This window comes from Geminocystis herdmanii PCC 6308, from assembly GCF_000332235.1.
Lineage (GTDB): Bacteria > Cyanobacteriota > Cyanobacteriia > Cyanobacteriales > Cyanobacteriaceae > Geminocystis > Geminocystis herdmanii.
Window position 1 is genome coordinate 2,583,516 of sequence record NZ_CM001775.1, and the last position, 24,602, is coordinate 2,608,117.

Consider the following 24,602-nt stretch of genomic DNA (forward strand, 5'->3'; position numbering starts at 1 on the left):
TCGTTTTTTTTCTCTTATTTTTAGCTCAATTATCTCTTCTATTATACATTTTCATTAAGTATAAATATTCGTTTGTAGTAAGGGTTTTAACCCTGATTAATTAATGGCTAAAGCCATCACTACAAACTTATTTTTTATTCTCCAAGAGATAACTTTCATAGGTGTTTTGTAATAACATGGCGACAGTCATCGGACCTACTCCCCCCGGCACAGGAGTAATATAACTAGCGATTTCTTTAACTTCATTATAGGCAACATCTCCCACTAAACGCCCTTTGCCGTCAGAGGTTTCTATACGGTTAATGCCAACATCAATAACGACTGCATGGGGTTTCACCATGTCAGCAGTAATCATTTCGGGTTTCCCTACGGCAGCGATTAATATATCCGCTTCTTGACAAACTTGAGCTAAATTAGCGGTTTTGGAATGGGCGATGGTGACGGTAGCATTTTCTTCGAGTAGCATTAAGGCTAAAGGTTTACCCACTAAAATACTTCTGCCGACAACTACGGCTTTTTTTCCTGCTATGGGGATATTATATTCTCTCAAAATTTCCATCACTCCTGCTGGAGTACAACTTCTTAAACCTTTTTCTCCTCTAACTAATTTACCTAAATTCACGGGATGAAGTCCATCAGCATCTTTTTCTGGTGCGATCGTATGTAATAATGCAACAGAGTTAAAATGATCAGGTAAGGGTAATTGTACTAAAATACCATCAACATTAGGATCATGGTTTAATTCTTCGATGACGGCGGTTAACTCCTCTTGACTGGTGTTAGCAGGAAAATGTCTGCCAAAGGAAGCCATACCGATTTTTGTACAAGATTTTTCTTTATTGCTGACATAAACTGCACTAGCAGGATTATCTCCTACCATTAACACCGCTAATCCGGGAGGACGTTTTTTTTTTGTCATTGCCTCTTTGATGGCAACTTGTAAACGAGATTGTACTTTTTTGGCTAAACTTTTACCGTCTAAAATTTGAGCGACCATGTTAGTATGATTAAAATTAAAATTAGAAGTTTCGCAAAACAATTATTTTTATGACATTTTTACACTATAAATAGTGATTGGTGGGTAATACTCACAGTTCATTTAGAGTTAGTGCGTAAGTCCTAAAAATAAATTGAAAAATAAGTTCAATCCTGAGATTGCTTTTTTTATTGCCTCTAGTATCCTGTATTTTATCGGTAAAATATCGTTTTTTGAATGAATTTTTATGAAGTTAGTCTTTAAATCTGTCAATTTATTATCATTATCTTTTTTTTTTGGGGAATAACAGGTTGTACCTATTTAATCGATTTAGGGTTAGCTTCTCCTCAAGTTATCGAAATTAATGAGATTCAAAATCAAGATTCTACAGAAACTCTTAGGATTGAAGGCACTGTAGAAAAAATTATACCTCTGCTCGATCGAAAGGGTATAGAAGTTAAAGATCAAACAGGTTCTATTTGGGTTGTGACCAATAATAATAATGATATGCCAAAAGTGGGCGATCGAATTATGTTAGAAGGAATTTTAAAGTCGAAAGAGATTATCCTTGACGATGAAACATTAAATGAGTACTATTTACAACAAACTAACCATGAGTTGAGTAATAAGTAAATCCGAAAGTTTGATATAACAAAACGATATGTCCTATTTGATGATTAACTATTCAGAAAACAATCACATAGGGTAAAATGAATCTCATTGGCACTTATTGAACAGATTATGTTTAAATTTCTCAAACAAGTAACTGATTACGCCAAAGGAAGCGTAGAAGCGGCAAAGTATATTGGGCAAGGATTTGCCGTTACTTTTGATCACATGAGTCGTCGCCCTGTAACGGTACAATATCCCTATGAAAAACTTATCCCCTCCGAAAGATTTAGGGGGAGAATTCATTTTGAATTTGATAAATGTATCGCTTGTGAAGTCTGCGTGAGAGTTTGCCCGATTAACTTACCTGTCGTTGATTGGACGTTTAACAAGGCTGTTAAAAAGAAAGAATTAAAACACTATAGTATCGATTTCGGTGTCTGTATTTTTTGCGGTAATTGCGTAGAATATTGTCCGACTAACTGTTTATCGATGACAGAAGAATATGAGTTGGCAGCGTACGATCGACATGAATTAAACTATGATAATGTCGCCTTGGGGAGATTACCAACTAAAGTAACAGAAGACCCTATGGTAACACCTTTAAGAGAATTAGGATACTTACCCAAAGGAGTGATTGAACCTCATCAAAAATAATGGATAATGAACGATCGATCGTTGATAATATGTTAAAAATTCTTAGTTGAAAATAACAAGGTCGATCGATTATTCTTATCTATAGACAATTTGTAATAATCCTATAGTTAATTAAATATTTTAGTCAAGGTATATTAAAATCGTGGAAATCTCCCAAAGTGTGCAGTTTATCGCCTTCGTCATCCTCTCTGTTTTAATGATTGGTACAGCCTTAGGTGTGGTTTTATTTGATAATATCGTTTACTCGGCTTTCCTTTTGGGGGGAGTCTTTATGAGTATTTCTGGTTTATATATTCTTCTCAATGCGGATTTTGTCGCCGCTGCCCAAATCTTAGTTTATGTAGGTGCGGTTAACGTACTAATTTTGTTTGCGATCATGTTGGTGAACAAAACTGAAATTTTCCAACAAGTAAAAGGAAGATTAATTCGTCAAGTGACAACTGGTTTAGTTTGTCTTGGTTTATTCGCTTTGTTGAGTACAATGGCTTTAGTTACTCCTTGGCAATTATCCAGTATCTCTCCCGCCGTGGTTGAAAATACGATCGTGGCAATGGGTAAACATTTCTTTAGTGATTTTCTCTTACCCTTTGAAGTTGCTTCCGTTTTATTGTTAATGGCGATGGTAGGCGCAATTATTTTGGCGCGTAGAGATTTAATTCCCGAAGCGAAACAAACTAGAGAAATTTACACCACATCCCTTACTCTACCCGAAAAACCTAGAGATTTAATTTCTACAGGCAAAGAAAATTAGGTTTTAGGTTTCAGGTTTTAGGTTTTAGGTTTTAATCAATTACTCACATTGAAATAAATTATGGAAATACAATTACAATATTTTTTAATTTTAGCCGCCGCTTTATTCTGCATCGGAATCTATGGTTTAATTACCAGTCGTAACGCTGTGCGAGTTTTAATGTCGATCGAATTGTTACTTAATGCTGTTAATCTTAATTTAATGGGATTTTCTAACTATTTAGATCCGGGTGAAATTAAAGGACAAGTATTTGCGGTATTCGTCATTACTATTGCAGCCGCCGAAGCAGCCGTGGGTTTAGCTATTATCTTAGCTATTTATCGTAACCGTGACACCATCGATATGGAGCGTTTTAACCTCCTTAAATGGTAATAGATAATTAGGAATGAGGAATTTTTCTTATAATTTTTTTAAATGATTAAACATATTTTTTCTGATAAAATTTTTAGGTTTTTATTAATTTTATTAACCTACTTTTTTTATGAAATTATCACTTTAAAATATCAACAAAACCTATTAAATACAAAGATTTTAGCTGAAGAAATTAGTTTTTTTAGATATTCCCCTCGTCTAGTTCGATCGACTCCTACCTTTAGAATGTCTGATGTAATTTCTACTTATATTTTTGAGATAGAAATCCCTGAAAATGCCGACAATAATCTTGCAAAAGTTATTATAAATCAACAAGCAAATTTGGAAACTATTACTTTTTTTCCTGAAGATAGTCAGGCTTTTATTATCAACGGAAAAGAAAGATCGATCGAAGCTAATTTTACCTTAGATACTGATGGAAAAAACGCAATAATTGTCAACTTATTACAACCAGTACAAGCAGGAGAAAAACTTAAATTAGCCATCAAAACGCGTAATCCTGTTTACGGTGGAATTTATCAATTTGGTGTCACTGTTTATCCCGAAGGTAACAATCCTCAGAGTTTGTATTTAGGTAACGGCAGATTTTCTTTCGATATGCGCGGAGGAAGATTTTAAATTGTCTCAAATTCAGACAATTAATTAGGATTTACTGAAAATGAAAAAGTCCTTTAAAGTATATATATATTATAGTTTTATATAAAAAACTTGGGTAGATCAATCTTAATTATCCGTAGCAGAAAGAGTTAACAAAAAACAAAGATTATCCGTAGCTTGTAAGGCGTGGAGGGCGTGACTTGGCATTATTACAAATACCCCTTTAGTCAAAGTAATTTTTTCTCCTTCTAAGGTTAATATCCCATCCCCTTCCATGACATTAATGGTGGCATTGCGACTGGATGTATGTTCAGAAATTTCTGTATTTTTTGCTAAACAAAACAGGGTATATTGACAGTTTTTATCTTTGAGTAAAACTTTACTTAAAATACCTTCTATGGGATATTCGATATGATCTTGAAGGTTAACAAAACTAGATTTTAATTCTAATATAGACATAATTAAATTATTGATGGTTAGACTATTATAGCAGTCGCCATAATAGTTAAAATATTTTGATATTATTCCTTTGGGTCAAAATGATCACTAAAATATTTAAAAGATATAGTAAATCAATTATTTTATTGCTATATTTTCATTTTAAGCCACTTGTAAAATTTTTTCTGATAACAGACACATTTGAGGCAACAAACAAAATAAATTCGATAAAACTCTTAATTCTTCAGGATAGCAAGGCTTTGGATAGTCTTCTAACCAAATAGGAGGCACAAGCATGAAATCATATTCTTCTACATAATATATTTTCCCACCATCTTTTTTAAATTGAACGGGTGTACCAGATTGATATACTTTAGCTTCTTCTTGTTCCCATGTTGTCCAATCCATTTTTCTCACCTTTACTAAACTGTCTGTATAAAATTATACTAAATGTTTTTATTAATGTCAGGAATTTTTAACATTTGTTAAAGATAGTGTTATTTTTTTTATATTTTTGGAGGTATTGACTAATTGTAATGTGAGAGAATATCATAAAGACTTAGGATTACACTCTTAAAAAAAATCTATAATTAATATCTCTTTGCTGTAAAATTATTTAACCGATGTAAAAATCATAGCTTAATAATGATTATTTTTAAACAGTTAATATTAGAAAATTTTGGACCATATAAAGGTAAAAATATTATTAATTTAGTACCTGAAAATCCTGACAATAAAAGTCCGATCGTGCTAATAGGAGGAATGAATGGTGGAGGAAAAACAACCTTAATGGATGCTATTAGATTAGCACTTTATGGGAAACGATCTAGTAGAGAAAATATAAATTATAATGATTATTTAATTCAGTGTATAAATAACAAAATTGACTTAGGAGAAAAAACCAGAATAGAATTAACCTTTGAACATATAATTAATGATCAATGGACAGAATTAAAAATAGTACGTTATTGGGAGCAAAATGTTAGAGAAGGGAATGATAACTTAGGTATTATTGAAGGAGAATTTCCCGATATTAATTTAACCGAAAATTGGGAAGAATATATAGAGAATTTTTTACCCTTAGGTATCTCTAATTTATTTTTATTTGATGGTGAACAAGTTAAAGAATTAGCCGAACAAGATGAGCCTACCAATGATGTGAAAAAAGCTATAAAATCTTTATTAGGTTTAGAATTAGCGACTCAATTAATCACGGATTTAGATATTTTAATCAGTCGGAAACAAAAAGATATTGATAATAACAAAGAAAAAGAAGAAAACTTAGAGAATATTCAAGGAGAATTAGCTTATTTAGAAAAAGAAAAAGATACTTTATTACAGGAATTAGCTGAAGAAGAAAAAAAAGTCAAATTAGCCACAAAAAATTATAATGAAGCCTCAAAAAATCTGAGAGAGATAGGCGGAAAAATTGCTAATGAAAAAGAAAAACTGAGGACAGAAAAAGAGTTTATAGAGCAAAAAATAGAAGATATTAATAAAAATTTAATTCATTTAGCAACTCAAGTTACTCCATTAGGATTAATTTCTGATTTATTAACAGATTTAACCTTACAAATAGAGAAAGAATCTAAGTTAATTCAAATCAAAAATGCCCAAGGTTTATGGCAGGAAAAGGATAAAAAGTTACTGAATTTTATGGAAACTTTAGATATTGATGAAAATAAATACAGTAAAATTGCTAGTTTTTTAAATCAAGAAACTTTATTTTTAAGTCAACAGTTAGAAGAAGAAAATATTTATTTAGATGCGGATGAAACTACTTTACCGCAATTAAATAATATCCTCCATAATTTACTACCTTTTCAACAAAATCAAGTCAAAGAAAATATTATTAAATTAACTCAATTAGAAAAACAATTAATTTCTATTGAGCAAAAAATGTTAATTGTTAATTCTCCTGCGGAATATAAAACATTAGAAAATGAATATAAACGGGAAGAAAAAACCTTAGTAAAAATCAAAAGTAATTGTGGAATTATCAAGCAAACTTTAACGGCTGTGGAAAAAAAAATTAATGATGTGAGAAAAAAATTAAGTCATTATGGAGAGGATAATATAAAACATGAACAGGCTAAACATCTCGCTGAATTAATGCCCAAAGTAAAGCAAACTTTAAGTATATTTCAACAAAAGTTAACCCTGAGAAAATTAAACAAATTAGAGTCAGAAGTTACTAACTGTTTTCGTTATTTACTTCATAAGTCAAATTTTGTGGGAAAAGTGGTTATTTCTACAGAAAGTTTTGCTTTAAGTATCTATGATAATAATGGTTTATTATTACCTAAAAATCGTTTATCAGCAGGAGAAAAACAACTTTTAGCTATTGCTTTATTATGGGGTTTAGCAAGGGTTTCTGAGAAAAACTTACCTGTAGCGATCGATACTCCTTTAGGACGTTTAGATTCATCCCATCGTTATAATTTGATCGATCGATATTTTCCCACAGCATCGCACCAAGTGATATTACTTTCTACGGATACAGAAATAGGAGAAATGGAGGTAAATTTTTTACGAGAAAAAGAAGCGATCGCACTGGAATATTTATTAGATTATAATAGTAAAATGAATCAAACTACCATTAAATCGGGCTATTTTTGGTAAGAAACAATCAATTTTTGTTCAACTTTTTTACCTTATCTTTACCTGATACCTAACACCCTAATCGATAAACACTTTTTCAACAACCCCTAATTAATTCCTGATTCTTAAAGACATTTTGGGGTAAACTAGAAGAAGATACCTAAACTTTACAGAGATTTTATAATTGTCTCAAGAATTTACTTAAGTGTCAATAATGACTCAACCTCCAGCTCAACCTCATAAAGCTCATATACTGATAGTCGAAGATGATAAAGGCAGACGTGAAATTCTCCTAAGAAAGAGTAAGTACTCCCTAGGTCGATCGCAACAGTCTGACATTCGTATTCATTCTCCTTTTGTTTCTCGTCACCATGCCACTATGATCAGACAATTTGATGATCAAGGTTATACTTACTATGAAATTTTAGACGGAGATGGTCATAATAATGTTAGTGCCAACGGTATTTTAGTTAACGGCAGAAAAGTTAATAATCAGCAATTGAAAAATGGTGATAAGGTGGTTTTTGGACCGCAAATTTCAATCATATATCAACATTGTCAACGGGATATTTTCCCCTCTTTACCCCCTGATGATCCTTTTGACATTACCCTCATCGATCCTGCTATGATGCTTACAGACTGGGAAGATTGACAATTTTTGAGGGATTTTGAGATTTTGGGTTGACAATTTTTTGAAGATTTGTTATCATTGAATATGTGAGTTAATTCAAATGGGATTGTAGCTCAGCTGGTTAGAGCGTCCGCCTGTCACGCGGAAGGTCGCGGGTTCGAGTCCCGTCAGTCCCGTATAATCTATCTTATTGAAAGATACTAAATATATTAAGGAAAGGAATCATCCGCCCAACAGGTGCTAGTATTGATCCTACGGTGTCATTAAATTCTGCTACACCATTACGCCCTATCATAATTACGTCGTTGTTTTTCAAAATAGGGTTAGTTTCTTCGTTAACTTGCGCAGATAGATTGACGGTTATATCTCTTTTTGTTACTGTGCCGTTAGGGTTAATTCTGACTAATTGAATGACTCGATCGTTCGCTCGTCTTTCATCAAATCCTCCTGAAGCTAAAATGGCATTATTTAAGGAAGTGTTAGGGGGGATTTTCAATGCTCCCGGATTTTTTACTGATCCTACCACATTAACGCTAATTTCATGGGGGGAAAAGTTTGCGGAGGCGATAGTTTTTGCTTCGGAAGCTGATAAGTCTTCGGCTTTAGGTACAATAATGGTATCTCCATTTTGTAAAACAATATCTTTTCCTATATCTCCTGTTTCTAACATTGCCAATAGGTTAACTTTGATGTTGAGTTCTTCACCGTCTCTGGTGATACGATTTACGGTTATATCCCGAATGTCTGCCATGTCTCGAATACCTCCGCTTTCTTGCAGTGCGATCGTAAGTCGAGGAGGTGCTTTATCGATGGGGATAGTATAAGCCCCGGGACGATTCACTTCTCCTACAATAGTAACATTAGGTGCTTGTTCGTATTTAATGCCAAAGTTAGCATCGGCTAATTGACGATATTCCCTAGCATTGATTTCCTCTTGTTTGGGAATGATGATAACATCGCCGTCTTGTAAATCAACGTCTTGTTTTAAATCTCCTTGTTGCAAAAGTTGCCAGAAGTTAAGGGTATAAATCCTTTCTCCGTCGGTTTCTTGTCGTCTCAGTTGAATTTGTCTGACGTTAGCAGATACGGTTAAACCTCCTGCTTTTTCTAATAAGTCAGTCACTTTGGGATTTTTTCTTTCTTCCATCCTCAAGGTATATTTGCCGGGGGTGTTTACTTCTCCAGCGATGGCTAATCGTAGCGGTCTTTGTCCTAAAAGAGTAACTGTCACCACAGGACGTTTAATGTATTTAGAATACTCTCTAGTTAACAGTTGATGGACTTCTTGGATTGTTTTATTGGTGATGGTAAATGTACCAATAAGAGGTAAAGAAATTGTACCATCATTTAAAACTTTTACTTCTCCACCTTGATCTGCTAAACCATAAACACTAATGTTGATTATGTCACCTGCCCCTAATGTATAGGGTTTTGTTTCTGGTAAAATACTTGAGGAATTTGTGGAATATAAGGGTTTGTTGTCGGATAGGTGGAGAATTTGGGCATAAGTGTGGTTAGTACAAAATAATAGTAAGGGAATGTTAAGGGAAAGAGTTAATATAATTTTTTTGCTCATAATTTAAGGTGATATTAGTTGTTAATTGTTGATTGTTCTTTGATATGATAAAGTATCTATTCGATCGAAAAATAACATAAATTGTTCCCCTAGTCATGGCTAATAAACAAAAATTTCCCTACTTATTAGGTTCAAAATGGACTGCAACACAAAAAACATGGGGATGGCGACACTTTGAGGTGATTAATCGTAAAAATCAAGATAAATGGGTGTTTGCTGAAATGAAGTCTTCCTGCGACGACAATGTTAGATTTTGGATTAATGCGAAACAATTAAAGGATAGAGATTTATGGATTCCAGGATGGATGACTTTAGAAAGTATGGGTTGAAAGATTAGTTTAACAGATTAAGAGGCTCGATCGAGTTAAAAAATATTGTAAAAGTCAAAAATCAAGAAAAATTATTTAGATGAATTTAGGAGAATAAAAAAATGACGACTCTTGAATTAAAACAAGCAAAAAATCAACTAAATGAATTATTAGAAATTGTACTTAAAGGAGAAGAAATTATTATTACTGAAAATAACGAACCTGTGATAAAGTTAACTCCGATAAAATTAGACAAAAAACCTCCTCGTCAACCCGGAAGTGCAGAAGGAAAAGTATGGATAGCTGATGATTTTGATGCACCCTTAACAGATTTTGAAGATTATATGTAATTATAATGAATATCTTAATGGATACACATATTTTTCTTTGGTATGTTACCAATAACAAGAAACTAAATGAAGCCACACAAAATATTATTAATGAAAGAGATAATTTAATTTATTTGAGTGAAGCTAGTATTTGGGAAATAGCCATAAAATATAGTTTGAAAAAATTAACTTTTGATTTACCTTTTCGAGAGTTTATTGAAGAACAAATTAAGGTAAATGATTTTAAGATTTTAAATTTTAATTTATCTCATTTTGAACAAATAACAAAATTACCTTTTCACCATCGAGATCCTTTTGATAGGATAATTATAGCTCAATCGATAATAGAAAATTATCCTCTGATTAGTTATGATCAAATGTTTAATTCTTATGAAGTTCAACTATTAGGTTTAGAAGAAGAAAAAATTTAATAAGGATTATAAGAATTTATAATTAAATTTTTTATATAGTTGTCAAGGGCATAATATAATGTCACAAAATACTATTACCTATCTTCCTCAAGACTAAATTATTCTTTATCTGATTAATTATGCAAACGATCGACTGGATTATTATTCTATTATATTTAATTATTACCATGGCTCTCGGTATTTATCTATCAGGTAAAGCATCGAAAAGTATGGAAGATTTTTTTGTATCGGGGCGTAGTTTGTCGTGGTGGTTAGCAGGTACAAGTATGGCGGCTACTACCTTTTCCATCGATACCCCTTTATATATCTGCGGTGTGGTAGCCACTAGAGGCATCGCTGGTAACTGGGAATGGTGGAGTTTCGGTATTTCTCACGTTGTCTTAATCTATATTTTTGCTAGGTTATGGCGACGATCGGAAGTTGTCACCGATGCAGAACTAACAGAATTACGATACAGTGGCAAAATGGCAGCAATTCTCCGCGCTACGAAGGGATTTTTATTTGCTGTACCCATTAACTGTATTGGTATCGGTTACGCTATGTTAGCTATGGTGAAAGTGGTTTCTGCCTTGGAATTGTGGGAAAGTCTTGGTTTTAATGTGGGAGAAAGTGGCAAGTTATGGAGTGTCATCGCTGTTAGTATTTTTGTTTTGATATACTCTGGTTTTTCAGGATTATGGGGAGTGGTAATAACAGACTTTTTCCAATTTTTTCTCGGTTTATTTGGGGCGTTTGTGGTTGCCATCGTCGCTGTTAATCATGTCGGTGGGATTCATGAATTAATCCCAGCAGTGCAAAAAGCCACAGATATTGATGTTTTATCGGTAATTCCTCTCACCAGAGGAGAAGGCTTGTTTAATTGGCGTTGGAGTGATGTTGCTGGTATTAGTTTAAGTACTTTTTCTGCTTATTTATTAGTGCAATGGTGGAGTTTTCGCCGTAGTGATGGAGGAGGGGAATTTATTCAAAGGTTAGTATCTGCTAAAGATGAAGCGGAAGCAGAAAAAGCGGCATGGTTTTTCAATATCCTCCATTATATTATCCGCACTTGGCCTTGGATTTTAGTGGCTTTAGTGGCTATTGTCATTTATCCTGATTTGGACGATCGAGAATTGGGTTATCCTAAATTAATGTTAGATTTCCTTCCTCCTGCCATGCTGGGATTAGTGGTAGCCTCCCTTATTGCCGCCTTTATGAGTACTGTTTCCACCTCTATTAACTGGGGTGCGTCTTACCTTACCAATGACTTATATCGTCGTTTTTTTGCCCCTAATGCCACTCAAGCTCAATTAGTTTTAGTGGGTAGAATTGCCTCCGTAGTAGTAACAGTCACAGGTGCGATCGCCGCTTTTTTTGCTCAGGATGTCAGTACTGTATTTCGTCTAGTAATTGCGATTGGGACAGGCCCCGGATTAGTGTTAATATTACGATGGTATTGGTGGCGCATCAACGCAACAGCAGAATTAACCGCAATGGTAGCAGGTTTTATAATCGGTTTAACTAGCGTGATTCCTAACCTCAATCTTTTTCCTGCGGATTTTGGTTTAAGATTAATGATTATCTCAGGTTTAACCGCTATTATCTGGATTAGTGCCATGTATTTAACTCCCCCAGAATCAGAAGAAACCTTAACCAAATTTTATCTGAAAGTGCGCCCTGCAGGAATTGGTTGGCGAAAACAGCAGGAAGACACAGGAATCGCACCGTTACAAAACTTAAAATTAGATAGTCTCAAAGTAGTCGCTTCTATCTTTTTATTGTTTGGCTTAATGCTTTCGATCGGAGGCTTCTTACTGTTACAATCTTTTACAGGTTGGGTATCTCTGATTTTTGCAGTAGGGGGCGGTTTTTGGTTACGACACCTCAACAAACAAAAAATATTTCCTATGCCACGCCCCGGAGTAAGCTAGATTGGGGTATTAAGGTGTTTCGAGATAAAATTTTTTGTGCTGTAAAGGTGTCAGGTATTAGGTATTAGGTTAAAGAATTGACAAAAAAAATATATCTTAATTGATTTTTTTATCTTCAATTCTTTGATCAAATTATATAATCTTCTGAAAATTACACCTGAAACCTGCAACCTGAAACCTGCCCTTATCAAACATTCTTGCATCGAACTGAGGTATTCTTACAACTTCTTAGGGTGATTTTTTATTTTAGAGTACGATCGAGCTTACTTTAGTATATAATATGTTGTAATGAATTTATCTTAAAACAATGTTAAGCAATTTACGGCAATCTCTCAATAAAGGATATTTAAAATTACCATCTTTACGAGCAGATGTGGAGCAATTTCAAGATAACTTACATTATTTATTAAACATCACAAATCATCAAATTAATGAGTCTGAGGAATTTCATAAAAATAATTTAATTAACTTTCTTAATCATAGTTTTTATCGCCCTAATCATTATATTAATACTAAGGAAAAAGATGATTTAGTTATCTATAATGGTAAGGATATTAACAGCAAAGTTGGCATTATTGTTGAGGTAAAAAAGCCTACTAATAAAACAGAAATGCTCAATTTTGAACAGTTTAATAGTAAATCACTACAACAATTATTATTTTACTATCTCCAAGAAAGAATTACTCATCAAAATTTTGAGTTAAAACATTTAATTGTTACTAATATTTATGAATGGTTTATTTTTCCTTCGGAATTATTTGAAAAGTTTTTTTATCAAGATAAATCCTTAATTAAACAGTTTAATGATTTTAATGAAAATCGTTTAACTTCTAAAAATACTGATTTTTTCTATAAAGAAATTGCTCAAGTTTATCTAGGAAAAGTTGAGACATATTTAAAAGAAAATACCGTTTATCTTAATTTAAAAGAGTTTCAAAATGTAGATTTAAAATCTTTAAATATTCTCTATAAATTTTTATCTCCTTATCACTTATTAAAGTTACCTTTTTCCAATGATAGTAATAGTTTAGATGAAGATTTTTATAGTGAATTATTACATATAATTGGTTTAACAGAAATCAAAGAAGGGAGTAAAAAATTAATCCGTAGATTACCTATTAATCAGCGTTTTGAAGGTTCACTTTTAGAAAATACTATTAATCAATTACAGACTTATAATAAGTTAGATAATCTTGATAATATCAATATTTTTGGAGAGACACAAGAAAAACAATTATTTAATATTGCTTTAGAATTAGTTATTACATGGATTAACCGTATTTTATTCTTAAAACTGTTGGAAGCTCAATTAATTACTTATAATCGTCATAGTTTAAATAATCAAGTTAATGACACTTCTGAATATGCTTTTTTAAATAACAAAACTATTAAAGATTTTCATGATTTAGATACCCTCTTTTTTCAGGTTTTAGCTAAACAAATATTCGATCGAACTCCGAACATACAAGAAAAATTTTACCATATTCCCTATCTTAATAGTTCCTTATTTGAATTAACTTCCTTAGAACAAAAAATAGGTGCGATCGCACTTCTGCATCATAATAAAAATATTAGTTATTTTGGCAATACCATCTTAAAAAATAGTCAAGGAAAAAAAGAAACAGGAGACATTAACACCCTCGAATATTTATTAAATTTTCTCACAGCCTATGATTTTGGTAGCGAAGGAGAAGGGGAAATTAAAGAAGATAATAAAAGACTAATTAACGCCTCCGTATTAGGATTAATTTTTGAGAAAATTAACGGTTATCAAGACGGCTCATTTTTTACTCCCGGATTTATTACAATGTATATGTGTCGGGAAACAATCCGCCGTGCAATTATCCATAAATTTAATCAAATTAAACAGTGGAATTGTCTAACTATCAACGATTTATACAATAAAATTCAAGACACAAAAGAAGCCAATCATATCATTAATAATATCAAAATATGCGATCCGGCTGTCGGTTCAGGACATTTTTTAGTCTCCGCCTTAAACGAGATTATCTCCATTAAAAGTGAGTTAGAAATATTAGAAGATAAACAAGGAAAACGCCTTAAAAATTATCATATTATCGTAGAAAATGACGAGTTAATTATTACCGATGAAAATAATCAATTATTTACTTATAATCCCCTTAATCAAGAAAGCCAACGCATTCAAGAAACTCTTTTTTCTGAAAAACAAACCATCATCGAAAATTGTCTTTTTGGGGTGGATATTAACACTAATTCAGTCAAAATTTGTCGTCTTCGATTATGGATTGAGTTATTAAAAAATTCCTATTATACCTCACCTCCCCAACCCTTCTCTCCTAAAAGCAAGGGGGGAGAAAAAAATAATAAGTTATCTCATCAATTCCCTTCTCCAGATGGGAGAGGGGTTAGGGGTGAGGGCAAAACTTTACAAACTTTACCTAACATTGATATTAATATTAAATGTGGTAATTCTTTAATCAGTCGCTTTGATATTAATGATAGTTTTTCCTCCGCCAAAATAAAGCGTCAAATCGAGGAATATAAAGAAGCCGTTAAAAATTATTATCGCCCTGAAAATCGTCAAGAAAAACAAAAAATTATTCAATTAATTGAGTTAATTAAAAATAATCTTAGTAATGAAATTACAGGTAACGATGAAAGTTCTAAAAAATTGCGACAATTACAAGGAGAATTAAATAATTTAGTTAATCAACAATCTTTATTTGAAGAAACAGTTAAGGAAAAAAAAGTCAAAGAGAAGAAGATTAAGCAGTTAGAAAAACAAATTAATCAATATCAATTAGAAATTGAAGATAAAAAACATAATCGCATTTATCATAATGCCTTTGAATGGCGTTTTGAGTTTCCCGAAGTGTTAGATAATGAGGGCAATTTTATCGGTTTTGATGTTATTATTGGCAATCCTCCCTATATTCGCCAAGAAGAATTTTCTCCCCTTAAACCATTACTAAAACAACGGTATAAAATCTATAATTCTATAGCTGATTTATTAACTTATTTTGTAGAATTAGGTTATAATCTCTTACATTATGATGGTATTTTTCAATTCATTATTTCTAATAAATTTACTAGGGCAAATTATGGGCAAGAAATGCGCTCTTTTTTATTAGAAAATACTACCCTAACTCACTTTATCGACTTTAGCGGTTTAGCGGTGTTTGATGAGGCAACCGTAGATTCTGCTATTCTTGGTTATGTAAAAAATAAGGTTGCTTCTGCTGGTTTAATATATGCGGATGTGAAAAAAGAGACGGTAAGAATTAACGATTTTTCTAATTATTTAACGGAAATTCAGACTAACTTTTTACAAAGTGATTTAACCGTCAATAGTTGGAGTTTTGAAAATCCAGAAGTATTAAAAATTAAGGCAAAAATTGAGTCTCAAGGAATACCTTTAAAGGATTGGAATATTACTATTAATTATGGTATCAAAACTGGTTATAATGATGCTTTTATTATTGATGGTAAAACAAGACAAGATTTAATTAATCAAGATGGTAAATCGGCGGAAATTATTAAACCTCTTTTGCGGGGAAGGGATATTCACAAATATTATGCTAATTTTCAAGATTTATGGTTGATTAATCTACACAATGGCTATGAAGTTAATCATCAAAAAATTCCTGCTTTGAATGTAAATGATTATCCTGCTATTAAACAACATCTCGATCAATTTTACCCTAAATTAATCAAAAGAAGTGATCAAGGAAAAACTCCTTATAATTTAAGAAATTGTGCCTATATTCCTGATTTTGAAAAACCTAAAATATTGTATCCCGAATTTTCTTCAAAAAGTTCTTTTACTTGGGATGAAAATAATCACTATTATACTTTAGATACTTGTTGGATTTTAAACGGTGGAAATTATTACTTATTAAGTCTCTTAAATTCTAGTCTTATGTGGTTTTATTTAAAAACAATCGTTTCTGTTTTAGGCACTCAAGCCTTTAGAATGAAGAAAATTTACTTAGAAGAATTACCAGTTAAACAAATCACAGAAAAAGAAGAAAAATTCTTTAAAAAATTAGTAACAGACATATTAAAATTAAAGACAGAAAACCCCAATAATGACACATCAAAACTAGAGAGAAAAGTAGATTTATTAGTCTATGAATTATACGGCTTAACAGAGGAAGAAATTAGGATAATTGAGGAATAAAACCATCGGTTTATCCAATAGACATCAAGGATATTTGAGTTAGAGGCATAAATTTTTACGTCTCGATAGTGGAGTTTTTCCTTAATAATAAATTATGAAAGAAGAAGATAATCAAATTTGTTTAAAAAATATTAATTTTAGGTTTAATTTTTGTCAACTTTATCATATAATTAATTTTATAAGTTAAAATAAAACTTAGATTTATGTCGATCGAACCCGTTAAGATACCAGAAAAATTACCATTTTTACAAGCAATTTGTTGGCAACAAAAAAATGTTTATGATTTTAATTTAGAAGAAATGTTGAGTCGCTATGAGCGCGGATGGCATTATCGCAGTCTTTTTAATAATTTACAAGGAGAAGAACTAGATTTTTTAATTTATATTGCTCAAAAATATCATTCATGGTTATTAACAGAATTATGATCTTTAATATTGACCATCATAATAAAATATTGACGATTATTAATCAATTAAAACAAGAAGTATTTGAAGATAATTTTGCTTATTTTGGAGGCGGAACTTTAATCGCTTTTACTCATCAAGAATATAGAACAAGTAATGATATTGACTTTATTTGTTCTCTTAATTTATCAGGTTATAAACAATTAAGAACATTAATTTTTGAAAAGGGTTATCAAGCCTTATTTTCTAATTTAGATAACATTTCGATCGGTAGATCAATAATGGATCAATATGGAATTCGTTTATTAGTTCAAATCGATAATTCTTTCATTAAAATGGAAATTATCGCAGAAAGTCGTTTTCAAATTGGTTCGCCTCAATACTTTTCTTGGTCATTAATTCCTTGTCTTAATAACGAAGATATTTATACATCTAAACTTTTAGCTAATGCCGATCGATTTATGGATAATAGTGTAAAATCAAGGGATTTAATTGATTTAGCAATTCTGAGATTAGATGCAAAAATTCCCCCTAGTGCTTTAGAAAAAGCGGAAAAGGCTTACGAAGTAATACGTCCTTTAAAAGTAGCAATTGAGCGTTTTCAAAAAAGAGAAAGTTATCGAGAACAATGTTTTTTGAGCTTACAAATTGAAGAATTAAATTTTTCTAAAATTATCAACGGAATTGATTTATTAGCAGATGATTTATCGTTACCTTCTACTAAGAGAACTTTTAAAGAACAACCTGATCTTTTTTCTTTTTAAGAATATTTAATAACAATTATCAACTATATTATTTAATTATCTATTAATCAATAATAAACAAACTATGGATTTAACTACTATTACACCCTTAATTTTAACCTACAATGAAGAACCTAACATCGATCGAACTTTAAGTAAATTAACATGGGCAAAAGAAGTTATTATAATAGATAGTTTTAGCACAGATAAAACCTTAGAAATTGTGAAAAATTATGAAAACGTAACAGTTTTTCAAAGAACTTTTGATAGTCATAGTAATCAATGGAATTATGGCTTAAATCAAATTAATTCTGAATGGATATTATCAATGGACGCTGATTATATAATCAATGAACAATTATTAGCTGAAATTAATCATTTAGCTCAAAATTCTTTAGTAGATGGTTACTTTATCCCCTTTAAATATTGTGTATTTGGAAAACCTTTAAATCAAACAATTTTACCGCCTCGTCAATGTTTATTTCGTAAAAATAAAGCTATTTATATCGATGATGGACATACTCAATTATTAAAAAATGATGGTAAAATTAGTCAAATTAAAAGTTATATTTACCATGACGATCGAAAATCATTAAGTAGATGGTTATGGGCGCAAGATCGTTATATGATATTAGAAGTAGAAAAAATATTAAAAACTCCTGTAAATCAATTAAGTTTAGGAGATAAAATTCGTAAAAAAATCATTTTAGCACCTTTTATTGTATTTTTTTACTGCCTAATATTAAAAGGTGGAATCCTTGATGGTTGGCATGGTTGGTATTATGCCTTTCAAAGAATGTTCGCTGAAATATTATTATCTTTAAGACTAATAGAAGCAAAATATTTTAATCAAGAATAGGCTTTATGGAAAGTTTATTGTAAAATCGAAAGGTAAAGAGTAAAATCCCCCATTCTCCTATGAATATCGCTAACTTATCCCCTGAATCCTCGAAAATTAATACTCAAAAAGTGAAAATGTTAGTATTTTCCGTGGGTAATCTCAACGCTGCTTTACACATTGATACTGTACAAAAAGTTATTAACTATAACACCATCTTTGGTAGTGGTTTAAATCATTATGGATTAGTCAACATTGGAGAGGAAGAAATTACAGTAATCGACTTACATAAAAAATTGTTTAATCTTCCTCAAATTTTGAACTCTGACGACAAAAAATATTTACTTTTAGCCGTTAACAGTGCTAATGAAACTTTTGGTATTCTCGTCAAAAGTACTCCTGAACTATATGATCTATCTTTAGAGAATATTAGAGAGCTACCCCCGTCTTATCGCCGAGCGGATACTTTAAAAATTGCCTCTCATGTAACAGTTATTGCGGAAGAAGATCAAGAAAGAACTGTTTTTATTTTAGACCCAGATGAACTAATTGCACCCTAAATATGTGTAGTTTATTTTCTTCCTAATTTATCGATTGAATGTTGAGAATTAATTGAGGGAGACCTTCCCCGGAAGGGGAAGATCTTGGAAGACAAGAAGATAGGAAAGACAGTCTTTATTATATCACATTTTTTTTGAAACTGGGGAAATTTGTTGAAAAATAATTCCAAATTTCTGAATGAAAGTTATTTTTTTTTGTATATGCAAAGTCTCAAAACCTTGATTTTTTTTGCTCTTTAACCTAAAATCGTTACACCTATTACCTAACACCTCCCCTCATCAAAATATTTTTTCAGCAACCTCTAAATTAGAGTTGAAACCATTGCCCCTAATAATTGTTCGGGGGTTACTTTAAAAGGTAGGCGGTGAATATCTGAGGATGGTTGACAAGTTAACTCCGCCGTCGATCGAAGTTGAGCTAAAGTAATCTTATCAAGTCCTAAATCTTCGAGGGTACAAGGTAAACCAATATTACGATAAAACTTAATCAATTGATGTCTGGAAGTAGTAGCAAGTTGATTATTCATCACCATTTCTTCTAGTCGCAGTTGTACTAAAATACCATAGGCGACTTTTGCCCCATGTAATTGATGATGCACTTCCTCCAGATGAGTTAAGGCGTTATGGATAGCATGGGCGGCTACTGTGCGACAATTTGCACCGCCTAAACCTCCGCTAACTCCTGCTAATAATACCGTTGCGTCAACTACTTCTTTCCATTCTTCACTAAGGGGATTAGCTAAGGCTTTCTCCGATTTTTGTAATAAAATATCTCTTAATACTCTCGCTTGTTGTACTGCCGCTATGGTTAAAGTGGAACTAGAATCACCGCTACTGATGGAGGCTTCATACCATTTTGCGATCGCATCTCCAATTCCAGCGATTAAAGTATGAGCAGGAGCAGTCGCCACTAAACTATAATCAAGGATAAGTAAATTAGGACAATGACGAAGACTCACATCATACTGAAAAGCGCCCGATTCTGAATAAATATTACTTAATGCTGTCCAACCTGCACAAGTTGCCCCCGAAGTAGGGATAGTAACAATAGGCAAATTACAATTATGAGCCAATAATTTGGCAGTGTCGAGGGCTTTTCCTCCCCCAACTCCGATGATAAAATCTCCTTTATGGGATTTCACGGCATTTTCCAGACGTTTTAAGGAAGTTTGCGCACAATCAGGGGAATAACTTTGATAACTAGGGGTGAGGTTATATTCTTCACAGATAGGATTAAGATAAGTTTCGATCAATTTTAAAGTGTTTTTACCCCCCACAATAATCGGATGTTTACCAAATTGCTCGATCGATTTTCCACTATTGATTAAGCAATTATCACCCTTAATAATATTAGCAGGGGCGACTTGTAAACTAAAAATCTCATTAACTTTAGTAATAGCTTGGGGAGTTTTCAACTTAGTCATTTTCATAGTAAATATTCAAGATACTCTATTTTAATCAATTTTTAAGAAAAATAAAGAGCTTTTAACTGTTAACTAATAGTTTATTATAGTTGTTTATACCTACTCACGGGATAAAGGTTGACATTTTTTTTAAAATATGTTAGCTTTTAATGAAGTCGATAACCAAGACTGTTAAAACTATTTAATTTAAAGATTAAATTAAATAAAAAATTAGTTATTATTCAAGATTAATCAATTAATTAGAATAATAAAAGTAGGGTGGGTTACACCCGAATCAACGCTTGTGGACAGTATCAAGCCGACTTGACTGGTAGAAGCAAGAAGTAAACGTCATAGGTAACTATGAGTAAGTTTTATATAACAGTTAAGTCTATGCACTCTACCTCAAGCATATGTTGATTATTCATTCCTCATTACCCATTCCTCATTAATGTCGATCGAATAGGTTATAATGAAAAGTAAGGAGGCTCTAGTACACCAAAACAAAATACTAGATCATAACTTATGGTACATCTATCGGAAAAATCCACCCATAACGCTACACAACACACGCCTTATGAAGGTTGGCAAGGCTTTAAACTGGGAAAATGGACAACAGAAGTTAACGTCAGAGATTTTATTCAAAGGAATTATACCGTTTATACTGGTGACGAATCTTTTTTAAATGATGCCACATCCTGCACTAATAATTTATGGACTGAAGTTAAATTATTAATGAAGGAAGAAAGGGAAAAAGGAGTTTTAGACGTTGAAACCAAAATCCCCTCTAGTATTACCGCCTATGGCGCAGGTTATATTAATCAAGATTTAGAGAAAATCGTTGGTTTACAAACCGATAAACCTCTGAAACGATCGATTATGCCCTACGGAGGGATTCGAGTAGTCGCTACGTCTTTAAAATCCTACGGTTACGAACTTGATCCTCAAACAGAAGAAATCTTCACAAAATACCGCAAAACCCACAATGACGGCGTTTTCTCAGCTTATACCACAGACATGAGAAAAGCTCGTAAATCTGGTATTATTACTGGTTTACCCGATGCTTATGGTAGGGGACGTATTATTGGTGATTATCGCCGAGTGGCTTTATACGGTGTTGACTTTTTAGTCAAGGATAAACAAAATCAATTATTATCCCTCGAAAATGATGTGATTGATGAGGATGTAATTCGTTTACGGGAAGAAATCACCGATCAAACTCAAGCCTTAAATGAGTTAAAAGCAATGGCTTTGAGTTATGGCTTCGACATCAGTAAACCAGCAACTAACGCTCAAGAAGCGGTGCAATGGACATATTTTGCTTATCTTGGTGCGGTGAAAGAACAAAATGGGGCGGCAATGTCTCTTGGTCGTATTTCAAACTTCCTCGATGTTTACTTTGAAAGAGATTTAAACAACGGTACTATTAATGAATCGGAAGCTCAAGAGTTAATTGATCAATTTGTGATCAAGTTGCGCATGGTGCGTTTTTTACGAGCGCCTGAGTATAACCAACTTTTTGCGGCTGATCCTGTATGGGTGACAGAAGTAATTGGTGGTATGGGATCAGATGGTCGTCCTTTGGTAACAAAAAATAGTTTCCGTTTCTTACATACATTATATAACTTAGGACCTGCTCCAGAACCTAACTTAACAGTATTATGGGCGGAAAGATTACCTGTTGCTTTTAAACGTTATTGTGCTAAAGTTTCGATCGATACTAGCTCAATTCAGTACGAAAATGATGATTTAATGCGCCCTGATTATGGGGATGATTATGGTATCGCTTGTTGTGTCTCGGTGATGAAAATTGGCAAACAAATGCAGTTTTTCGGCGCACGGGTTAACTTAGCCAAAGCCCTACTCTATACCATCAACGGCGGTAAAGATGAAAATAGCGGTGTGCAAGTTGCTCCTGCTTACGCTCCTATTACGGGAGATTATTTAGAGTATGAGGACATCAGCGCCAAATTTGACTTACTCATGGCATGGTTAGCGAAATTATACGTTAACACCCTCAATGTTATCCACTATATGCACGATAAATATAGCTATGAGCGCATCGAAATGGCGTTGCACGATCGAGATGTTTACCGTACAATGGCTTGTGGTATTGCAGGGTTGTCAGTCGTTGCTGATGCTTTATCCGCTATCAAATATAGTCGTGTGAAAGTGATTCGTAACGAAGCAGGTTTAGCGGTGGATTACGAAGTAGAAGGAGATTACCCCAAATTCGGTAATAATGACGATCGAGTGGATAGTATTGCGGTTGAATTAGTAACTAAATTCATGAACGAAATCCGTCAACACAAAACCTATCGTAACGCCACTCCTACCCAATCCATTTTAACCATTACTTCTAACGTGGTTTATGGTAAAAAAACTGGTAGTACTCCTGACGGACGTAAAGCAGGTGAACCTTTCGCCCCCGGTGCAAACCCTATGCACGGAAGGGATACCAAAGGTGCGATCGCCTCTATGGAATCCGTAGCAAAATTGCCCTACGAACACGCTCAAGATGGTATCTCCTACACATTTTCGATCGTGCCTAATGCCTTAGGTAAAACCCCCGAAGCGAGAATTAACAACCTCGCAGGGATGTTAGACGGCTATTTCCACGATACAGGACATCATATCAATATTAACGTGTTCGATCGAGCAACCTTATTAGATGCAATGGATCATCCTGAACAATATCCCCAGTTAACCATTCGTGTTTCAGGTTATGCTGTTAACTTTATTAAACTAACTCGTGAGCAACAGTTAGATGTAATTAACCGTACTTTCCACGAACAATTATAAGGTGTTAGGGTGTTAGGTTTGAGGTATTAAAAATAGACATCTCTGAAAATTAAATTTTTGGAGATGTCTAAAAATAAAAGGAAGTTGAAAAAAATTTATTAACCATGTTACTAGAATCTTTTTTTGATATTTATAGCGAAAATGATATTCGTTTAAAAGGAACAAGAATTGGTATTGAAACAATACTCTATGAATATATTTATAATCGAAAAAATGCAGAAGAAATCAGTAACTTATATACTCAAGTTTCTTTAGAAGATATTTATAGTACCATCTTGTATTATTTACACAATAAAGTTAAAATTACTGAGTATATGATTGACTGGTTAAAAAGTTCTGAAAATTTAGCAAAACAACAGGACAAAAATCCTACGGTTAATATAATTAGATTAAAAAATTTAAAAAATCAGACGAAAATAAGTGCTTAAATTTAATTACTTAATTGATGAAAATTTACCACCTATATATAAACAACAATTAAAGTTATATTTATCTAATATAGAGATTATCGCTATCGGAGATCCTAATACTCCCAAAAAAGGAACAAAAGATCCAGAAATATTAATTTGGTGTGAAAAAAATAACTTTATTTTAGTTACTAACAACCGAGCTTCTATGCCTTTGCATTTGAAAGAACATTTAACACAAGGGCATCATTTACCCGGTATTTTTGTTTTTCGTCCTCAGAGTAAGATAGGTGAAATTATTAATGATTTGGTATTAATTGCCTCTGCTAGTCAGGGAAATGAATATGTTGATATGATTACTTATATCCCTCTTTAAATTTTGTTTTTTTTGCTCAGTTAATCATCTTGTAAAAGTTTATTTAATGAATAAATCGATAATTGTTGGTATCAGTGGCGCATCGGGAATGATTTACGCTGTGAGGACTCTTAAATATCTTTTAGAAGCAGAATATACCGTTTATGTGGTAGCTTCCAAAGCTAGTTATATGGTATGGTTAGAAGAAGATGGTATCAAAGTACCTCAAGAGCCTGAGACTCAAGAAAAATTTTGGCGATCGTACCTACAAATACCGACTCAAGGAAAGTTGATTTGTCATCGTTGGGGGGATGTGGGTGCAAGTATTGCTAGTGGCTCGTTTCGTACATTAGGAATGGTTGTTATACCCTGTAGCATGAGTACGGTGGCGAAAATAAGTCACGGATTAAGCTCAGATTTACTAGAAAGGGCAGCAGATGTACAACTCAAGGAAGGAAAACCATTAGTTGTTGTACCCCGTGAAACTCCTTTTAGTTTAATTCACTTGCGAAATTTAACACAATTGGCGGAAGCAGGAGCAAAAATTGTTCCTGCTATTCCTGCATGGTATCATCAACCTCGATCGATCGAAGATTTAGTTGATTTTGTCATTGCTCGTACTTTAGATCAACTCAATATAGACTGTATTCCTCTTAAAAGATGGAAAGAAACGGAGTAAATCAGATTCGTTACCTACTCCGTTGTGACCGCACTCTTATGAGTGTTTTACACGAGGGCTGGT

The 24,602-nt window shown here is 32.7% G+C and carries 25 protein-coding genes and 1 tRNA gene; 21 read left to right on the plus strand and 5 right to left on the minus strand.

The genetic code is table 11. The features are described from left to right. Positions 1-127 precede the first annotated feature (127 nt). The gene (folD, locus tag SYN6308_RS12855) at positions 128-997 is read right to left on the minus strand and encodes a bifunctional methylenetetrahydrofolate dehydrogenase/methenyltetrahydrofolate cyclohydrolase FolD (RefSeq protein ID WP_017294854.1); all 870 of its coding nucleotides are present in this window, start codon (positions 995-997) and stop codon (positions 128-130) included. A gap of 465 nt (positions 998-1,462) precedes the next feature. Here folD and SYN6308_RS24900 point away from each other — a divergent pair, with 465 nt between their 5' ends. The 5 genes from SYN6308_RS24900 to SYN6308_RS12880 all read left to right on the plus strand — a co-directional run bounded on the left by SYN6308_RS24900 (position 1,463) and on the right by SYN6308_RS12880 (position 3,983). Then, on the plus strand, positions 1,463-1,609 hold the full coding sequence (locus SYN6308_RS24900) for a hypothetical protein (RefSeq protein WP_017294855.1): 147 nt from the start codon (positions 1,463-1,465) through the stop codon (positions 1,607-1,609). Positions 1,610-1,717: 108 nt separating this feature from the next. After that, complete coding sequence (gene ndhI / locus SYN6308_RS12865) at positions 1,718-2,242, plus strand: NAD(P)H-quinone oxidoreductase subunit I (protein ID WP_017294856.1); 525 nt, start codon at positions 1,718-1,720, stop codon at positions 2,240-2,242. A gap of 142 nt (positions 2,243-2,384) precedes the next feature. After that, complete coding sequence (locus SYN6308_RS12870) at positions 2,385-2,993, plus strand: NADH-quinone oxidoreductase subunit J (RefSeq protein WP_017294857.1); 609 nt, start codon at positions 2,385-2,387, stop codon at positions 2,991-2,993. Between the two features lie 66 nt (positions 2,994-3,059). Further along, the gene (nuoK, locus tag SYN6308_RS12875) at positions 3,060-3,365 is read left to right on the plus strand and encodes an NADH-quinone oxidoreductase subunit NuoK (protein WP_202803908.1); all 306 of its coding nucleotides are present in this window, start codon (positions 3,060-3,062) and stop codon (positions 3,363-3,365) included. A gap of 42 nt (positions 3,366-3,407) precedes the next feature. Then, complete coding sequence (locus SYN6308_RS12880) at positions 3,408-3,983, plus strand: DUF2808 domain-containing protein (protein WP_017294859.1); 576 nt, start codon at positions 3,408-3,410, stop codon at positions 3,981-3,983. 105 nt (positions 3,984-4,088) lie between these two features. On the opposite strand, the gene SYN6308_RS12885 is transcribed toward SYN6308_RS12880, so the two are convergent. Both SYN6308_RS12885 and SYN6308_RS12890 read right to left on the minus strand, forming a co-directional pair. After that, complete coding sequence (locus tag SYN6308_RS12885) at positions 4,089-4,421, minus strand: cupin domain-containing protein (RefSeq protein WP_017294860.1); 333 nt, start codon at positions 4,419-4,421, stop codon at positions 4,089-4,091. Positions 4,422-4,562: 141 nt separating this feature from the next. Next, positions 4,563-4,808, minus strand: coding sequence for a hypothetical protein (locus SYN6308_RS12890; protein ID WP_017294861.1), 246 nt, complete (start codon positions 4,806-4,808; stop codon positions 4,563-4,565). A 237-nt stretch (positions 4,809-5,045) separates the two neighbouring features. Here SYN6308_RS12890 and dndD point away from each other — a divergent pair, with 237 nt between their 5' ends. The 3 genes from dndD to SYN6308_RS12905 all read left to right on the plus strand — a co-directional run bounded on the left by dndD (position 5,046) and on the right by SYN6308_RS12905 (position 7,808). Then, positions 5,046-7,022: a DNA sulfur modification protein DndD gene (dndD, locus tag SYN6308_RS12895; RefSeq protein ID WP_017294862.1), complete on the plus strand. Its 1,977-nt coding sequence runs from the start codon at positions 5,046-5,048 to the stop codon at positions 7,020-7,022. A gap of 193 nt (positions 7,023-7,215) precedes the next feature. Continuing rightward, positions 7,216-7,653, plus strand: coding sequence for an FHA domain-containing protein (locus SYN6308_RS12900; RefSeq protein WP_017294863.1), 438 nt, complete (start codon positions 7,216-7,218; stop codon positions 7,651-7,653). An 81-nt stretch (positions 7,654-7,734) separates the two neighbouring features. Next, positions 7,735-7,808 (plus strand) — tRNA-Asp (locus SYN6308_RS12905). 11 nt (positions 7,809-7,819) lie between these two features. On the opposite strand, the gene SYN6308_RS12910 is transcribed toward SYN6308_RS12905, so the two are convergent. Then, on the minus strand, positions 7,820-9,208 hold the full coding sequence (locus SYN6308_RS12910) for an SLBB domain-containing protein (RefSeq protein ID WP_017294864.1): 1,389 nt from the start codon (positions 9,206-9,208) through the stop codon (positions 7,820-7,822). Between the two features lie 95 nt (positions 9,209-9,303). On the opposite strand from SYN6308_RS12910, the gene SYN6308_RS12915 reads away from it, so the two are divergent. The 9 genes from SYN6308_RS12915 to SYN6308_RS12955 all read left to right on the plus strand — a co-directional run bounded on the left by SYN6308_RS12915 (position 9,304) and on the right by SYN6308_RS12955 (position 18,893). Next, a complete protein-coding gene (locus SYN6308_RS12915) occupies positions 9,304-9,537 on the plus strand; it encodes a TIGR02450 family Trp-rich protein (protein WP_017294865.1) in 234 nt (77 codons plus the stop codon). Between the two features lie 101 nt (positions 9,538-9,638). Then, on the plus strand, positions 9,639-9,866 hold the full coding sequence (locus SYN6308_RS12920) for a type II toxin-antitoxin system Phd/YefM family antitoxin (protein ID WP_017294866.1): 228 nt from the start codon (positions 9,639-9,641) through the stop codon (positions 9,864-9,866). A gap of 17 nt (positions 9,867-9,883) precedes the next feature. Next, complete coding sequence (locus SYN6308_RS12925) at positions 9,884-10,276, plus strand: type II toxin-antitoxin system VapC family toxin (protein ID WP_237741215.1); 393 nt, start codon at positions 9,884-9,886, stop codon at positions 10,274-10,276. A gap of 119 nt (positions 10,277-10,395) precedes the next feature. After that, entirely contained in the window at positions 10,396-12,186 is a 1,791-nt protein-coding gene (locus SYN6308_RS12930; RefSeq protein ID WP_017294868.1) for a sodium:solute symporter family protein, read from the plus strand. A 307-nt stretch (positions 12,187-12,493) separates the two neighbouring features. After that, the gene (locus SYN6308_RS12935) at positions 12,494-16,348 is read left to right on the plus strand and encodes a type IIG restriction enzyme/methyltransferase (protein ID WP_017294869.1); all 3,855 of its coding nucleotides are present in this window, start codon (positions 12,494-12,496) and stop codon (positions 16,346-16,348) included. 203 nt (positions 16,349-16,551) lie between these two features. Then, complete coding sequence (locus SYN6308_RS12940) at positions 16,552-16,773, plus strand: hypothetical protein (RefSeq protein WP_017294870.1); 222 nt, start codon at positions 16,552-16,554, stop codon at positions 16,771-16,773. Then, on the plus strand, positions 16,770-17,516 hold the full coding sequence (locus tag SYN6308_RS12945; protein ID WP_017294871.1) for a nucleotidyl transferase AbiEii/AbiGii toxin family protein: 747 nt from the start codon (positions 16,770-16,772) through the stop codon (positions 17,514-17,516). The genes SYN6308_RS12940 and SYN6308_RS12945 overlap by 4 nt, the downstream gene beginning before the upstream one ends. Before the next feature lie 64 nt (positions 17,517-17,580). Then, positions 17,581-18,354 carry a glycosyltransferase family 2 protein gene (locus SYN6308_RS12950; protein ID WP_017294872.1) on the plus strand — a complete coding sequence of 258 codons (774 nt, stop codon included), beginning with the start codon at positions 17,581-17,583 and terminating at the stop codon, positions 18,352-18,354. 59 nt (positions 18,355-18,413) lie between these two features. Further along, positions 18,414-18,893, plus strand: a complete 480-nt coding sequence (locus SYN6308_RS12955; protein ID WP_017294873.1) for a chemotaxis protein CheW — start codon at positions 18,414-18,416, stop codon at positions 18,891-18,893. Positions 18,894-19,195: 302 nt separating this feature from the next. Here SYN6308_RS12955 and SYN6308_RS12960 read toward each other — a convergent pair whose 3' ends face one another. Next, complete coding sequence (locus SYN6308_RS12960; RefSeq protein ID WP_017294874.1) at positions 19,196-20,323, minus strand: iron-containing alcohol dehydrogenase family protein; 1,128 nt, start codon at positions 20,321-20,323, stop codon at positions 19,196-19,198. A 498-nt stretch (positions 20,324-20,821) separates the two neighbouring features. On the opposite strand from SYN6308_RS12960, the gene pflB reads away from it, so the two are divergent. The 4 genes from pflB to SYN6308_RS12980 all read left to right on the plus strand — a co-directional run bounded on the left by pflB (position 20,822) and on the right by SYN6308_RS12980 (position 24,539). Continuing rightward, a complete protein-coding gene (pflB, locus tag SYN6308_RS12965; protein WP_017294875.1) occupies positions 20,822-23,098 on the plus strand; it encodes a formate C-acetyltransferase in 2,277 nt (758 codons plus the stop codon). Positions 23,099-23,202: 104 nt separating this feature from the next. Next, positions 23,203-23,526, plus strand: coding sequence for a DUF433 domain-containing protein (locus SYN6308_RS12970; RefSeq protein WP_017294876.1), 324 nt, complete (start codon positions 23,203-23,205; stop codon positions 23,524-23,526). After that, on the plus strand, positions 23,519-23,881 hold the full coding sequence (locus SYN6308_RS12975; protein ID WP_017294877.1) for a DUF5615 family PIN-like protein: 363 nt from the start codon (positions 23,519-23,521) through the stop codon (positions 23,879-23,881). The genes SYN6308_RS12970 and SYN6308_RS12975 overlap by 8 nt, the downstream gene beginning before the upstream one ends. Before the next feature lie 46 nt (positions 23,882-23,927). Continuing rightward, on the plus strand, positions 23,928-24,539 hold the full coding sequence (locus SYN6308_RS12980) for a flavin prenyltransferase UbiX (RefSeq protein WP_017294878.1): 612 nt from the start codon (positions 23,928-23,930) through the stop codon (positions 24,537-24,539). Positions 24,540-24,602: the final 63 nt, after the last annotated feature.